General features: G+C 32.1%; 16 protein-coding genes. 5 read left to right on the top strand and 11 right to left on the bottom strand.

Translation table 11 applies throughout. From position 1 onward, the window contains the following. Positions 1–7: 7 nt before the first annotated feature. The 3 genes from FT986_RS00630 to FT986_RS00620 are packed head-to-tail and all read right to left on the bottom strand — an operon-like array spanning position 8 to position 1,836. Entirely contained in the window at positions 8–436 is a 429-nt protein-coding gene (locus tag FT986_RS00630; protein ID WP_147863359.1) for a DUF4268 domain-containing protein, read from the bottom strand. Continuing rightward, positions 437–1,102, bottom strand: a complete 666-nt coding sequence (locus FT986_RS00625; RefSeq protein ID WP_147863358.1) for a ZIP family metal transporter — start codon at positions 1,100–1,102, stop codon at positions 437–439. Next, a complete protein-coding gene (locus FT986_RS00620) occupies positions 1,099–1,836 on the bottom strand; it encodes a bifunctional 2-polyprenyl-6-hydroxyphenol methylase/3-demethylubiquinol 3-O-methyltransferase UbiG (protein WP_147863357.1) in 738 nt (245 codons plus the stop codon). The genes FT986_RS00625 and FT986_RS00620 overlap by 4 nt, the downstream gene beginning before the upstream one ends. A gap of 45 nt (positions 1,837–1,881) precedes the next feature. On the opposite strand from FT986_RS00620, the gene FT986_RS00615 reads away from it, so the two are divergent. Continuing rightward, on the top strand, positions 1,882–3,051 hold the full coding sequence (locus FT986_RS00615; protein WP_111541661.1) for a class I SAM-dependent RNA methyltransferase: 1,170 nt from the start codon (positions 1,882–1,884) through the stop codon (positions 3,049–3,051). Positions 3,052–3,266: 215 nt separating this feature from the next. Here FT986_RS00615 and FT986_RS00610 read toward each other — a convergent pair whose 3' ends face one another. The 3 genes from FT986_RS00610 to rlmD are packed head-to-tail and all read right to left on the bottom strand — an operon-like array spanning position 3,267 to position 5,897. Further along, positions 3,267–3,992 (bottom strand): DUF6048 family protein, encoded by a 726-nt coding sequence (locus tag FT986_RS00610; protein ID WP_147863429.1) that lies wholly within the window; start codon positions 3,990–3,992, stop codon positions 3,267–3,269. Continuing rightward, a complete protein-coding gene (locus FT986_RS00605) occupies positions 3,958–4,485 on the bottom strand; it encodes a DUF6452 family protein (protein ID WP_146240784.1) in 528 nt (175 codons plus the stop codon). The genes FT986_RS00610 and FT986_RS00605 overlap by 35 nt, the downstream gene beginning before the upstream one ends. Then, positions 4,485–5,897, bottom strand: a complete 1,413-nt coding sequence (gene rlmD / locus FT986_RS00600; RefSeq protein WP_147863356.1) for a 23S rRNA (uracil(1939)-C(5))-methyltransferase RlmD — start codon at positions 5,895–5,897, stop codon at positions 4,485–4,487. Before rlmD ends, FT986_RS00605 begins: the two co-directional genes overlap by 1 nt. 142 nt (positions 5,898–6,039) lie before the next feature. Here rlmD and rocD point away from each other — a divergent pair, with 142 nt between their 5' ends. Beyond that, on the top strand, positions 6,040–7,290 hold the full coding sequence (rocD, locus tag FT986_RS00595; protein ID WP_147863355.1) for an ornithine--oxo-acid transaminase: 1,251 nt from the start codon (positions 6,040–6,042) through the stop codon (positions 7,288–7,290). A gap of 73 nt (positions 7,291–7,363) precedes the next feature. Here the strand turns inward: rocD and FT986_RS00590 are convergent, their stop codons facing one another. From FT986_RS00590 to FT986_RS00580, 3 genes are read right to left on the bottom strand one after another with little or no spacing between them, the layout of a single operon-like run. Next, the gene (locus FT986_RS00590; RefSeq protein WP_147863354.1) at positions 7,364–7,699 is read right to left on the bottom strand and encodes a CCC motif membrane protein; all 336 of its coding nucleotides are present in this window, start codon (positions 7,697–7,699) and stop codon (positions 7,364–7,366) included. Positions 7,700–7,736: 37 nt separating this feature from the next. Next, entirely contained in the window at positions 7,737–8,012 is a 276-nt protein-coding gene (locus FT986_RS00585; protein ID WP_147863353.1) for a DUF2752 domain-containing protein, read from the bottom strand. Between the two features lie 8 nt (positions 8,013–8,020). Beyond that, the gene (locus FT986_RS00580) at positions 8,021–9,979 is read right to left on the bottom strand and encodes a T9SS type A sorting domain-containing protein (RefSeq protein ID WP_187248545.1); all 1,959 of its coding nucleotides are present in this window, start codon (positions 9,977–9,979) and stop codon (positions 8,021–8,023) included. Positions 9,980–10,080: 101 nt separating this feature from the next. Between FT986_RS00580 and FT986_RS00575 the strand changes: the two genes are divergently transcribed. Continuing rightward, positions 10,081–10,275 (top strand): hypothetical protein, encoded by a 195-nt coding sequence (locus tag FT986_RS00575; protein ID WP_147863351.1) that lies wholly within the window; start codon positions 10,081–10,083, stop codon positions 10,273–10,275. Beyond that, a complete protein-coding gene (locus FT986_RS00570; protein WP_147863350.1) occupies positions 10,268–10,798 on the top strand; it encodes a Smr/MutS family protein in 531 nt (176 codons plus the stop codon). Before FT986_RS00575 ends, FT986_RS00570 begins: the two co-directional genes overlap by 8 nt. 3 nt (positions 10,799–10,801) lie before the next feature. On the opposite strand, the gene FT986_RS00565 is transcribed toward FT986_RS00570, so the two are convergent. Further along, positions 10,802–11,773 carry a hypothetical protein gene (locus FT986_RS00565; RefSeq protein ID WP_147863349.1) on the bottom strand — a complete coding sequence of 324 codons (972 nt, stop codon included), beginning with the start codon at positions 11,771–11,773 and terminating at the stop codon, positions 10,802–10,804. A 108-nt stretch (positions 11,774–11,881) separates the two neighbouring features. On the opposite strand from FT986_RS00565, the gene FT986_RS00560 reads away from it, so the two are divergent. Next, complete coding sequence (locus FT986_RS00560; RefSeq protein ID WP_147863348.1) at positions 11,882–13,030, top strand: cysteine desulfurase family protein; 1,149 nt, start codon at positions 11,882–11,884, stop codon at positions 13,028–13,030. A 487-nt stretch (positions 13,031–13,517) separates the two neighbouring features. On the opposite strand, the gene FT986_RS00555 is transcribed toward FT986_RS00560, so the two are convergent. After that, a complete protein-coding gene (locus FT986_RS00555) occupies positions 13,518–13,751 on the bottom strand; it encodes a hypothetical protein (protein WP_147863347.1) in 234 nt (77 codons plus the stop codon). Positions 13,752–13,842: the final 91 nt, after the last annotated feature.

Raw genomic sequence — 13,842 nt, 5'->3', positions numbered from 1 at the left:
AGAAATTTTAATTTTCGATAAAATCTTTATATTCTAAAAAAGCCATTTCCATTTTAGGCATAAAATTCTCAAAGAAAATAGCTACTTCTTCCCAAGATTCTTTCTTATGTATAGAAACATTTTCTTTGAGAAGATAAATGTAGGCTACTTTTTTTCCAGATTCTGTTTCATAATTTGAATCAAATATGAGATGAGCAGAAATTTCTTCCGCTAAGACGGTTTTTAAGCTTTCAAATTTTTCAAAATAGTACGTTTTAAAATCTTCATCTTCTGTATCAATTACAAACCCTAAACTTGCAATTTTGGTGTCAAAATGAAATTTAAGATTAATCTCTTTCATTTTGGTATCGTAAAGCATCCACTTTCGGTCGTTGCGTTTGCCAAAACTGGTCCAAAATTCTTGTCTAATTTTTTTAGATTCTTCTCTGCTAAACATTTATAAAAAATAAGCCACAACAACTCCTAGAACAATCATAAGAACCTTAGAGATGTTGAATTGATGATTTTTTGAAGATTCAAATAAGATGGTAGTCGATACATGTAAGAATATACCAATTACCAAAGCTTCTATATATACTTCGTATTCCGTTAAGAAAGAAAAATATTTATTTATCAAGCTGCCTATGGGTGTCATTAAAGCAAAGATGAAAAGAAAAATAATGACTTTACCTTTAGATAATTGTGAGTGAATTAAAAACGAGGCGATAATAATAGCAATCGGGATTTTATGTATCACAACACCCCATAATAAATGATCATTTTCGTGTAACGGGTAACCTTCTAACAAAGAATGAATACACAAACTTATAAATAATAAAACAGGAAATTTTTGAGTATCCTCATGGTGATGTAGATGTCCGTGTTCAGCTCCTCTCGAAAGAAATTCTAAGAAAATCTGCAATAGAATACCTAACATAGTAAAAACACCAATGGTTTTATGATAATCTCCATACACCTCTGGAATAAATTCAAATACGGTAATAGATAATAGAAAAGCACCACTAAATGATAGCAATAACTTTACGGAAGTAGAATTGGCTTTTAAAAAATAGGCGATAGACAAACCTATAAGTACTGCAATAATGGGCAAAATTAAACTCATGCGTGTTCAAATATTAAAATAAGCCTAGAAGAATTTTCTAGATTAAAATCGTTTAGCTGATAGTCTCCAAAAAGAGTCTTTACTTTCAATCCAGCATTTTTAAAGTATTCTTCAAAATGAGATAAAGTAATAGCTTTTACTTTTTCCTGAAATTTAAATTCTTCTCCTTCATCTGTAAATTCTATATTTTTAAAGATATAACCATCTTCAACATAACGCTTTAAATGAAAGTCTATTCCTTGAATAGTTTTTGAATTTTGACTCACCAAGTTTTTAATCACGAAATTCACGTTCATAAAGTCTATAACACCGTACCCATTTGGTTTGAGCTCTTTTTTGATCGCCTGAATGGTTTTAAAATTATCTTCTTCGTTTTCAAAATATCCAAAACTCGTAAAAAGATTAAAAACAGCATCAAACTTTTCCGCTAAGGGAAGACACATATCGTGAACTTTAAATTGAAGTCCATTTTCTTCTTTTTGCTTCGCTTTTTCAATACTGTTTTTAGAAAGATCTACGCCAGTAACGTTGTAACCCAATTCGTGTAAGTATACAGAGTGTCTACCTTTACCACAAGCTAAATCTAAAATTGAAGCTCCTTTTTTTAACTGAAGAAAAGAAGTTAGATTACGCATAAAATCTTCTGCCTCTTCGTAACCTCTATCTTTATATAAAATATGGTAATATTTGGTATCAAACCAAGACGCGTACCATTTTGTCTCATCTTTTATCATAGCCTGCAAAAATAATGTATTTTTGCAGCACAAGAGAACTTCTATATGGAAAATAATTATAAAATGGTGGCAAAAACCCTTTACGGATTTGAGCCTTTATTAGCGAAAGAATTAAAGAATTTAGGTGCAATAGATGTAAAAGAAGGGGTACGAAACGTGAGCTTTTATGGGGATAAAGGTTTTATGTATAAAGCCAATTTAGGTCTAAGAACCGCCATTAAAATATTAAAACCCATTAAAACTTTTAAAGTTTTATCTGAAGATGAACTTTATAAAAAAGTTTATGCCATAGATTGGTCGCAATATCTAAGTAATAAAGGTTCTTTAGCTATAGATGCTACCGTGCATTCTACACGATTTACTCATAGTAAGTTTATTGCGCTAAAAACTAAAGATGCTATTGTCGATTTGTTTAGAAATACTACAGGATTTCGACCTAGCGTAGATTTAGATTTTCCAGATTTACGCATCAACGTGCATATAGAAGATACGGTTTGTACGATTTCTTTAGACAGTTCTGGTCAGTCTTTACATAAAAGAGGATATAAAACAGCCACCAATATTGCACCTATTAATGAAGTTCTAGCTGCAGGAATGCTATTGATGAGCGGTTGGGATGGTCTGTCAGATTTTATTGATCCTATGTGCGGAAGTGGTACTATTTTAATTGAGGCCGCTATGATTGCTTGTAATATTCCGCCAAATTTGAATAAAAAAGAATTTGGTTTTGAAAAATGGCAAGATTGGGATGTGGATTTATTTGAAAAAATAGAAGCTTCTCTATTGAGTAGAATACGTGGTTTTGATCATAAAATTATTGGATACGATAAGGCGCCTTCTGCCGTACATAAAGCCTTAGATAACGTAGAAAATGCCAATTTATCTGAATTTATATCTATTGAACAACAAGATTTCTTTAAAACTGAAAAAAATACTGAAGGTCATTTGCATATGGTCTTTAATCCGCCTTATGGAGAACGATTAGAGCTATTGAATCTTGAAGAATTTTATAAAGACATAGGAGATACGTTGAAGCAAAGTTATCCTGGAACACAAGCTTGGTTTATTGTTTCTAATATGGAAGCGATAAAAAATGTTGGTTTAAGACCTTCTCGAAAAATTAAGCTGTTTAACGGAAAGTTAGAGTCTCGTTTGTTAAAATATGAGATTTATGAAGGGACTAAAAAGGTACATAAAATACAGAAAAATGATTAAGAATAGAGATAGTTATTAGTTAAGCTGAGGACTAATTCTACATTATGTGCTCGTTCAAGTAATAAATTAATAAAAGAGGGGGAGAATAGAGATAGTGAAATATAAAAGTAGGAGAAAACCTTGAACCTAAAAGATAAGTTTAGTTTTCTTTTGAGTATAATGTCTTTTTTATATTATAATAATAAAGGAAAAGTTTATCGTAAAAATTTTTTTTATCAATCTAAGGGTTTTAACTTCTTATCTTTTTTAACCACAGGAATAAGATAAGAAAGAGAATAGCCCCAACCTACACCAAAACTACTACTGTCATAGGTTCTATGAAAACCAGGGATGTAGAGATTGTCATAATCATCTGGTTTTTTGTCGCTAATCATTACTTTTAATTGTACGTGAACGCTTAAAAAGAGGTTATTTAAAACCTCGGTTTTTAAACCAGCTTGCAGTTCTCCCCAGCTAGCATTTAACGATTTAAACTCTTGATTAGTTTCTCTAATATCTACGGGGAAATAACTGTCATTGGCATAAATAGCATACTTATTTAAAGTTTGCGAAAAGCTTGAAAAACCATACCGAATACCCACAAAAATTTCATTTTGCATATCGAGCCAGTTTTCATAAGCATTATAATTGGCTCCAATTTTTATATAGGTTCCGCTAGCAGTTCCGTCAAGGTAAGGTTCGGTGTAATCTTTTTCTTCGATTCCTATTTCCGCAGCAGCGTAATAATCTTTATACACACGATAATCCCCTAAAACCTCAAAACCTTGAAAATCTTCATCTATTAAGCTACGAATAGCTTTTTGAAGATCGGCACCTACACGAACCCCAAACTTTTCTTTGATCACAATAGAATCCTGGCTTGCAGTTTGTTGTGCTTGCATGCTGTTGGTTGCTAAGGCAAAAAAACTAATGATAAATAAATAAATGCGTGTCAATTTCATTGGTAATTTCATTAGGTTGTTGCACTTCTATTCTTTCTATCCAATTGGTATTGCTTCCTTCACTTACTCTACTTGCTTCAAAGCCTACAAATAGAGTTTTATAACCACAAGCTCTACTTACATATTCGACTACGGTACCGTAACTAAAATCTAGATGATCCTCATTGGGCAAGGCGTCATCTTCTCCAATTTCGGCATCTGGATCTTCTGGAGCGTTTAAGGTAAATATATAATTGGTGAAATTTGCAGTTGTCCTTAACGGAATTTTAATTAAGGTGTCGTTAATAGGAGTTTCAAAATAGTCTTCTAACAAGTTTTCTTCTTGAACTTGTAAGTTGGTTACTGCTTTAGTATTTGATGGATTTTCGTTATCTAAAAACTTAATTACCAAATGTGGCGTGGTGCTGGTCGTTTCTGAACAGATATCATCTTTTTGACATCCTGAAAAAATCAGGAAAACCATCAATAGAAAAATGTACGTGTTTTTTTTCATTATCTCAATTCTAAACAAACAACATTCTCTACGTGATGAGTTTGGGGAAACATGTCTACCGCTTGCGTTTTAGTAACTTTGTAATGTTCATCTAACAAGGCTAAATCTCTTGCTTGCGTAGCCGAATTACAACTTACGTACACAATACGTTTAGGTAAAATATTAATAATTTGTGCTACTACATCTTTATGCATTCCGTCTCTTGGCGGATCGGTGATAATAACATCTGGATGCCCATGAGTGTTGATAAAATCTTGTGTGAAGACTTTTTTCATATCACCTGCAAAAAACTGAGTGTTCTCAATATTATTGAATTCTGCATTTTTCTTAGCATCTTCAATAGCTTCAGGTACAGCTTCTACACCAATCACCTTATTTGCTTTTTTAGCGACAAATTGAGCGATAGTTCCTGTTCCGGTATATAAATCATACACCAATTCATCCCCGCTTAAATTAGCAAATTCTCGTGTGATTTTATATAATTCATACGCTTGCGCGGAATTGGTTTGGTAAAAAGATTTAGCATTAATTTTAAACTTTAGACCTTCCATTTCTTCAAAAATGTGATCTCTTCCTTTGAAGCAAACTACTTCTTGATCGTAAATAGTATCATTTCCTTTTTCATTTACCACGTAGAGTAGGGAAGTGACTTCAGGGAATTTTTCAGCAATAAAATTAAGTAAAAGCTCTCTTTTCTCTTTGTCCTCATAGAAAAACTGTACCAACACCATAATCTCTCCTGTAGAAGAAGTTCTTATCATTAGGGTACGTAATAATCCTTCTTGCTTTCTAGCATTAAAGAAAGGTATGTTTTGTATCGTTGCAAAATCTCTAATCTCGTTTCTTAGAGCATTACTAGGATCTTCTTGTAAGTGACATTTTTTAATATCTAAAATTTTATCCCACATTCCAGGAATATGAAATCCAAGTGCATTTTTATCCGCAATAGCGATATCACTTTTAATTTCATTAAGCGTTAACCAACGGCTATCACTAAAAGAAAATTCCATTTTGTTTCTGTAAAAATAAATCTCTTTACTGCCTAAGATAGGAGTAATTTCTGGTAATTCAATTTTTCCTAATCTTCTCAAGTTATTTTCAACCTCTTTTTGTTTAAAATGAAGCTGAGAATCGTATTCCATATTTTGCCATTTACAGCCACCACAAGTACCAAAATGCTGACAAACAGGTTCGGTTCTTCTTTCAGATAATTTATGAAAGTGCGTAGCGCTAGCTTTATAGTATGCTTTTCTTTTTTGTGTAGTTTGTACATCGGCCACATCGCCAGGTACAGCGTTATCTATAAATACCACTCTACCGTCTGGAGCTTTGGCTATTGCTTTTCCTTTGGCACCAGCATCAATTACGTCTAAGGCTTCAAAGGCTATTTTATTGTGTTTTCTTCTTCCCATAGGGCAAAAATAGGAAGAATTTATGAAGTTGAAGTTCACAAAAGTGCTAAACATTTAGTATTTTGCAAACTTCATGATTATGGATGATTTCTCTCCATTAAGAAGGAATCAACGAAGTTAAAATTGAAAAGAAATTAAACACATGTCAGTTGTAGAAATTAAATCATCACAAGAAGCAATTGCTCTAGAAGATAAACACGGAGCTCATAATTACCATCCCTTACCTGTAGTCTTAAAAAAAGGAGACGGAGTTTTTGTTTGGGATGTTGAAGATAAAAAGTATTATGATTTTCTTTCAGCTTATTCAGCTGTAAATCAAGGTCATTGTCACCCTAGAATTGTTGGGGCTATGACCAAACAAGCCGAAACTTTAACCTTAACTTCTCGTGCATTTCATAATGATGTTCTGGGAAAATATGAAAAATTCGCTACCGAGTATTTTGGTTTTGACAAGTTATTACCAATGAATACAGGTGCTGAAGCCGTTGAAACAGCCATTAAAATCTGTAGAAAATGGGCTTACGAGAAAAAGGGAATTAAAGAAAATGAAGCTGAAATAATCGTTGCTGAAAATAACTTTCACGGGCGTACCACTACTGTAATCTCTTTTAGTAATGATGAAGGTGCACGCAAAAACTTTGGTCCGTATACTCCAGGATTTTTAAAAATAGCTTACGATGATTTAGATGCATTAGAAAAAACCTTAAGTGAAAATAAAAATATTGCAGGATTTTTAGTAGAACCTATACAAGGTGAAGCAGGGGTTTATGTTCCTTCTGAAGGTTATTTACAAAAAGCAAAAGCTTTGTGTGAAAAGCATAATGTACTTTTTATTGCTGATGAAATTCAAACTGGTATTGCTAGAACTGGAAAGTTATTGGCAGTAGATCATGAAAATGTTAAACCTGACATTGTTACCTTAGGAAAAGCAATTTCTGGTGGGGTTTATCCAGTTTCAGCAGTATTAGCTAATAATGAAGTGATGGATGTCATCCAACCAGGTCAACATGGTTCTACTTTTGGAGGTAACCCTGTTGCTTGTGAAGTTGCAATCGCAGCATTACAAGTTATCAAAGAAGAAAATCTTGCCGACAATGCTGAAAAAATGGGAGAGCTTTTTAGAACAGAAATCAATAAATATATCGCTTCATCTAATGTAGTTAACCTTGTAAGAGGAAAAGGATTATTAAATGCTATTGTAATTAACGATAGTGAAGAAAGTTCTACTGCTTGGGATATTTGTATGGCGCTTAAAGAAAATGGTTTATTAGCGAAACCAACTCATGGGAATATCATTCGTTTTGCACCTCCTTTAGTAATTACGAAAGAAGAAATTATGGATTGTGTTTCTATCATCGTGAAAACACTTAGAACATTTGAAGATAAAATTTAAGAACCTCCTTAGAGTAGAAAATAAAAAAACTCCGCAATGAAAATTGCGGAGTTTTATTTTTAAAAGTAAAATTCTATTGAGCAGCTTCTATTTGTTGTTGTTGCATTTCATTTGCCCATTGTTCCAATCCTTCTAAGCTTCCGAAGAAAAGAAGAGCAGCGATAGAAGATATTACGATTAAAGCTGATAAAATTAAAGCAACAATAGCTAAAATTCTTGCCGTTTTTACTTGTCCGTAATTGTCATAATTTTCTGGATTTAATAAATAAGTTTTACGATCTTTATTTGCTAAAACAAAAGCAATAATAGATAGTACAAGGCCTCCAAGACCGTAACTTAAGCAGCAGGCTACATAAGATATAATTGCTAACACGAGTGCTAAGGTTGCATTTGGTAGTTTTTGAGTCATTTTTTTTAGATTTGATTAGTGGTTAAATATATGAAATTTAAAGTAGGATTTTAATCGTATAGTTTACTAAAACAGTGATTACAGATATATAAGCAAAATAAGAAACTAGCTTGCTGTATAATTTTATAGGTCTTACAAAATTAATAAGAATTAATAAACCGAAAATGATTAAAGGATAAATAGCAGGAAACATTAAAAACGCACCTTTGAAATCTGCTTGAAACAACAATAATAAAGCTCTTTGACTCCCGCATCCAGGACAAGGAAAGTGAAAAAACTGCTTAGTAAAACAAGGAAGCATAAATTCTTCCATAACAGATGTTATCTACGTTGGAAAACGCTTATTTTTTTAGTTGTCGTGATATTATCAGTAGTCGAAATTTTAACTACATAAACTGACTCCGCAAGTTGAGAAGTTGAAAAGTAATATTGACCTCGATTTCCTAAATTTCCTTGAAATAGCACTCTTTTTCCTGTCATATCAAATACCTCTACAGATTTTAAATTTTCTTGCAAAGGATTTAGTATTGTCAATTGAGCATTTGTATTATTTTGGATTACATCAAAGCTTGATGCAATTTCTTCAGAAGCTTCTAAATCTTCTTCACTGTCCTTAAAGGTAAGTTCAAATCTTTCTGAATAGTTACCTGCTGGTAGCGTAATATAAAAAAAATTGTTTTTTACAGAATGATAAATATCTGTTTGTTTATCATAGATAAAGACATTTTTAGCATAAAAATTTTCAAAATTATTAACTTTAAAAGATAAACTATTTTGTGAAGAAAGATTTAGATAAAGAGGTAACCTATCGTCTATGTCAAAAGGTCTCGTGTCAATCACATAAGAATTAGTACCATGTAAAAATCCGGCATCAGACGAAATGGAGTCAAAATTAAGTGCATCCATTCCTACTTCAATATCAGAACTCGCATCATCATTAAAAGCTAAAGCAAGTTGTCTAGTATATAATCCGTCAAATTCTATATTAAGCCTAAGTTTTGGAAGAACATAATTTACCGCTTTTTCGTTTAAGTCATTATTAGAATTATTCACTGTAGAAGATCTATCAAAATAAGACTCATTACTAACTCCCTCTTTAACAAAAACTCTATGAGTATTTTTAAATTGTATAGCTTCAATTGGGTAATCGATAGGACTATCTCCTGTATCAAGATCTGGAGCATCTACAAAAAAACCTTGCCCAATAGGAAGAAACCTCCTATATTGATCACTACCCGCTGTTTGTGGTGCGGCTGATCCATTAAGAATATTTCCGTTAACATCATACATATAAAATACAGGTGGGGTATAAGTTCCTATGGCACTACAACCTGCATTAGGAGCATAAGCTCCATAACCACCTTTATAATCCTTAATATTATGAGAATTAACAGTATCATCCATATCCCAGAAATAAGCAACACCTGTAGTTGAATTTCTTCTTTGAACAAGAGCACCATCTGTACAAGTGTTATCCACAAATTCAGTTGTAGAAGCATCTGCATTTTTACTATTCTCTATTAAAAAATAATTTAGATTTAATGCAGAAGGATAAGGGTTACCTATTAAAATAATTTCATCGTAATCTGTAGCAGTTGTAACTGTAATAGTACCATCGTTGGGTCTTCCTCTAAAATCGTATCTTTGGGCATCACCGGGATTATTTTGTACCCCATGGATAATTGTGTTATCGGTTCCATTGGTACCTTTCATGGTAAAACCTTCTCCTGCATTAATAGTTTGATTGAATTGAACATGAATCCAGTCAGCATAAGTCGCTGTACCAGTATTTATATATTTCCAAATCCAATACTGGGCAATTCTAAAAGGATTAGCAGTACCATTATATCCGTTTGAAGCTAATGTAGCGCTACTTTTTAAACGATTAATAGGAGCTCCTAAAGATGCTACACCAAATGGAGTATTTCCAGCAGGATCTGTTTTGGTTAAAACACCAACAGGAGAACCCCAATAATTGTATTCAAAAGCATCTGCAGTACCTTCTTGGAAGACTGACATAGTTCCGGTTCCTAAATTATTAGAAGTTCCCGCAGTACCTTGAATAAGTTGAGCTTCATTTCTAAGGTATAAATTAGCAATCTCTGTATCGTTATTTTTAGTGAAATTTGTATTTTCTTCTACATAAATAACGGTACCATCTACATATATGTATGTATTATCCGTAGTAACTCCCGAGCCAATAGTTGTTGGTTTTATCGTGAGTTGAGCAAAAGAATTTGCAGTAAAAAGGAGTAATAAAAATGTAGTTATGTTCTTCATTATCATTAATTTGTTCAAAATTAATACTTTTATAATAATTAAGGGTAAAAAAATATTAATAAAAATTATCTTTATGGCTTGTTAAAAAATAATTTTAAAATATGCCAAAGTCTAATTTTCAGTTATTTAGTGTTATCTGTATTCTAACGGGTGGGGGTATGCTAATATACGATATGACACAAGAAAAAGATTTAATTTATTTAAAAATTTTAGGAATTATTTTTTTAATGTTAGGGTTGTATCTATTAAATACAAATGTTAGGTCTAAAGAAGATAAAACAGAAGAAAATGATTAATGTAGGAGATTGGGTAGAAGTTTTAGATGAGGCTATCGCTGGATTCGTTCAAAATATAGAAAATAATGTTGTTTTTATTGAAACTTCAGATGGTTTTCTAATGAGTTTCGATGTCTCGGAAGTAGTTAAAACTGGTAGCGAAGAAATTTCCGTTAAGGAAAATGAAATTATAAACGCTTTAAGGGAAAAAAGCGTTGGTAAAAAACCTAAGTCTATTAGTAAAAAAAGAGAAAAAGGAGTACCTGCTATAGAAATTGATTTGCATATTGAGAAGTTAACCGATAGGAAGCATCTCGATAATTTTGATATGCTCAATATTCAAATGGATACTGCTCGGTATCGATTAGAGCATGCGATTAAAAACCGAATACAAAAATTGGTATTTATTCACGGGATAGGAGAGGGAGTCCTTAAAGCAGAACTTAACACTCTTTTTAGTAGATACGAACAAGTGAATTTTTATGAGGCCAACCCAAGAAAATATGGGTATGGCGCTACAGAAGTTTTTATAAGTCAGAAATAATATTTACTCAGTTTGAGATTCTACTTTTACTGTTTTTGTCACTTGTAATTTACCCATAACTAAAGTTTCTAAAGTTATCTCTTCGTTATTGCTTGTATTTTTTAGAGAAATGTTTTCTGCTAAGACAACGGTAGTAAAATTTCTAGAAAGTTCATTGGCTTTAAACTCTTCGATGATTAACTCACCAGTATCTTCTGTGTCTAAATAATTTGGAACCCCATTTTGATTGGTATCATCGTCAGTAGGATTTAAATCTAGATCAGGATCTTCTTCAGTAATATTATCAGCAGCATTTAGATCCTCATAACGGGTCAATACTCCGTCATTATCATCATCGTCGTCTAAGTAATTAGGAATCTCATCTTCGTCGGTATCAGGAAAGGTACCTTCAAAAGTGGGTTGGTTAGAAAGATTATTTTCTATTTGTGTTAGTACGTTATCATTATCATCATCTTTATCTAAGTAATCAGGAATTCCATCTCCGTCGGTATCTTTTTGAGGAGATTCGTTTTTTCCTTCTACAATATCAGTTACACCATCTCCATCAGTATCGGCATCGTCTCCCGTAGGTAAGTTTACTGAAATATTAAAAGTAACCGTACCGCCATTTGTAGAAACATATTCTTCTTTTACATTGCTTTGTGTTGGGGGAATCGTATTGCAAAAATAGTCAGCAGTTATAGAGCTACTTAAACTACGATATATTATTTGATTATCATCAGTGACATTGTAAGTGACAGAGGTGTCTATCGCTGTACCTTCAAAACTTCCTGTAAATTCACCGTCATTAAATTTAAAGAAAATCGTTTCATAAGGATCTGTTTCTAAGGCAAAGATTACTGTTTCGGTTTCTGTAGAACAAAATTGTAAACTTGTGTCCGAATCAAAATCGAAATTAGTAACAATAAGTTCGCCATCATCACACGAAGCTAATAAGCTTAACAACACAATACCAAAGAAATATACGTTTTTCATAACTCTTAATTTACAGCAAAAATAATCTATTGATCAATTTACAGCCAAGATTATAAAAAATAATTTAAAATGATTAGTTTTGCAGCATCAATTTCAAGACCTAATTTTATGAAAAAAGTATATTTAGATAGTGCAGCTACCACGCAACTGAGACCTGAAGTTATTGAGAAAATGACAGAAGTGATGCAACTAAGTTATGGTAACCCTTCTTCTACACATGCTTTTGGTCGTTCGGCAAAATCTTATATAGAAAATGCTCGTAAAACGGTGGCAAAATATTTAAATGTTACTGCTTCTGAAATTGTATTTACTTCTGGAGGGACCGAAGCCGATAACTTAGCTTTAAATAGTGCAGTTAGGGATTTAGGTGTCAAAAGAATTATTACTTCTAAAATTGAACATCACGCTGTTTTATATACGGTAAACCAACTTCAGCAATGTTATGATATTGAAGTAGAGTATGTTAATTTAAAAGATTGTGGAAGTATCGATTTAGAACATCTCGTTTCTCTAATGAAGTCTAGTGATGAAAAAACTCTGGTTAGCTTAATGCACGTAAATAATGAGGTTGGAAATATTTTGGATCTTCAAAAAGTAGGTGAGTTGTGTCATCAAAACGGAGCTCTTTTTCATAGTGATACCGTTCAATCGATAGGTCATTATGAAATAGATTTGCAAAATACACCAGTAGATTTTACTGCAGTAAGTGCACATAAATTTCATGGTCCTAAAGGAGTTGGTTTTGCTTACGTAAGAAAGAATAGCGGACTTAAACCTTTAATTTTTGGAGGAGAACAGGAGAGAGGTTACCGTGCAGGAACAGAAAGTGTGCATAATATTGTAGGTTTAGCAGAAGCTCTTCAAATTTCTTATGATAACTTAGCTACAGAAAAACCTTACACAGAAGGTTTAAAAACCTACTTCATGGAACAATTAGAAAAAGAAATCCCTGGAGTTAAATTTAATGGAGGATGTTCAAATCTGGTAGATAGTACTTATACCCTTGTAAATGTGTGCTTACCAGTGTCTAATGATAAAGCTGCTATGTTGTTGTTTCAATTAGACCTTAACGGAATAGCTTGCTCAAAAGGTAGTGCTTGCCAGAGCGGTAGTGACAAAGGATCTCATGTATTAAATGCTATTTTATCTGAAGAAGATTTAGATAAACCTTCAGTAAGATTTTCATTTTCTAGCTTTAACACAAAGGAAGAACTTGATTACGTAGTTGGTGTGCTAAAACAATTTGTGATTGATTAGTTTATATAATTTTTTTGATTTTAAATTAATATCTAAAATTCATAAAAACTTCTCTGAAGATAATAGGAATAAAAGTTGCAGAGTCTATCTTTATGATAACACCTAATATATCAATTTGTGAATTTTATTGCTTATTTAAGTCTCAAATCAATAAATAGAAATTGAGGAAAATGTCTGTAAAAACATTCTTATGTATTGAAAAGTAGTAAGTTATATACATTTTTGTCATCCGTACCTCAAATATCTCTAATTAAATTAGGTGTGGTGTTTTCTTGTCAAAATTAATATTATTCCAAATATTAAGACAAGAATTATTTTACCCACTAAATAACCATATCCATATTCTGTAAGTCGACCGAAATCAGAAATCAAAATATTAATAATATCTATTAACAAAATAATTAAAATTACTAATAAAGGATTTTTTTTATAAAATGTAGATAAAAAGAGTTTATTATAAATAATAAATCTCTTATGTAATTATTACTTAGTGACAGTAGTTGTAGTCGGTGTATAAATCCCAAAAGTTATAGATCCCCATAGCTGAAACCGCATATACATTTTGGTCGTTATCGGTGGCAATATCGTAAGCCTCTTCGGTTTCGTCTCCTTCTATACTGGTTCCCCCCTGTTTAATCCATTGCCAGTCTTTTTGTTGGGCAGTCATAGAATTATTCCATAACAGCAATATCAAAAAGATAACTATATAAATGGGTTTCATAGGTTTTCATTTTAAAATAATTGCTTATCCATAATTTGTAATAATTGGTTGTTTTTGTCATTCCAGACTTGATCCGGAATCTCATACTATA

Source organism: Mesonia sp. K4-1 (assembly GCF_008017825.1).
GTDB lineage: Bacteria > Bacteroidota > Bacteroidia > Flavobacteriales > Flavobacteriaceae > Mesonia.
Note: the sequence above shows the minus strand (reverse complement) of the source record. Positions and strands in the feature narration are given on the sequence as shown.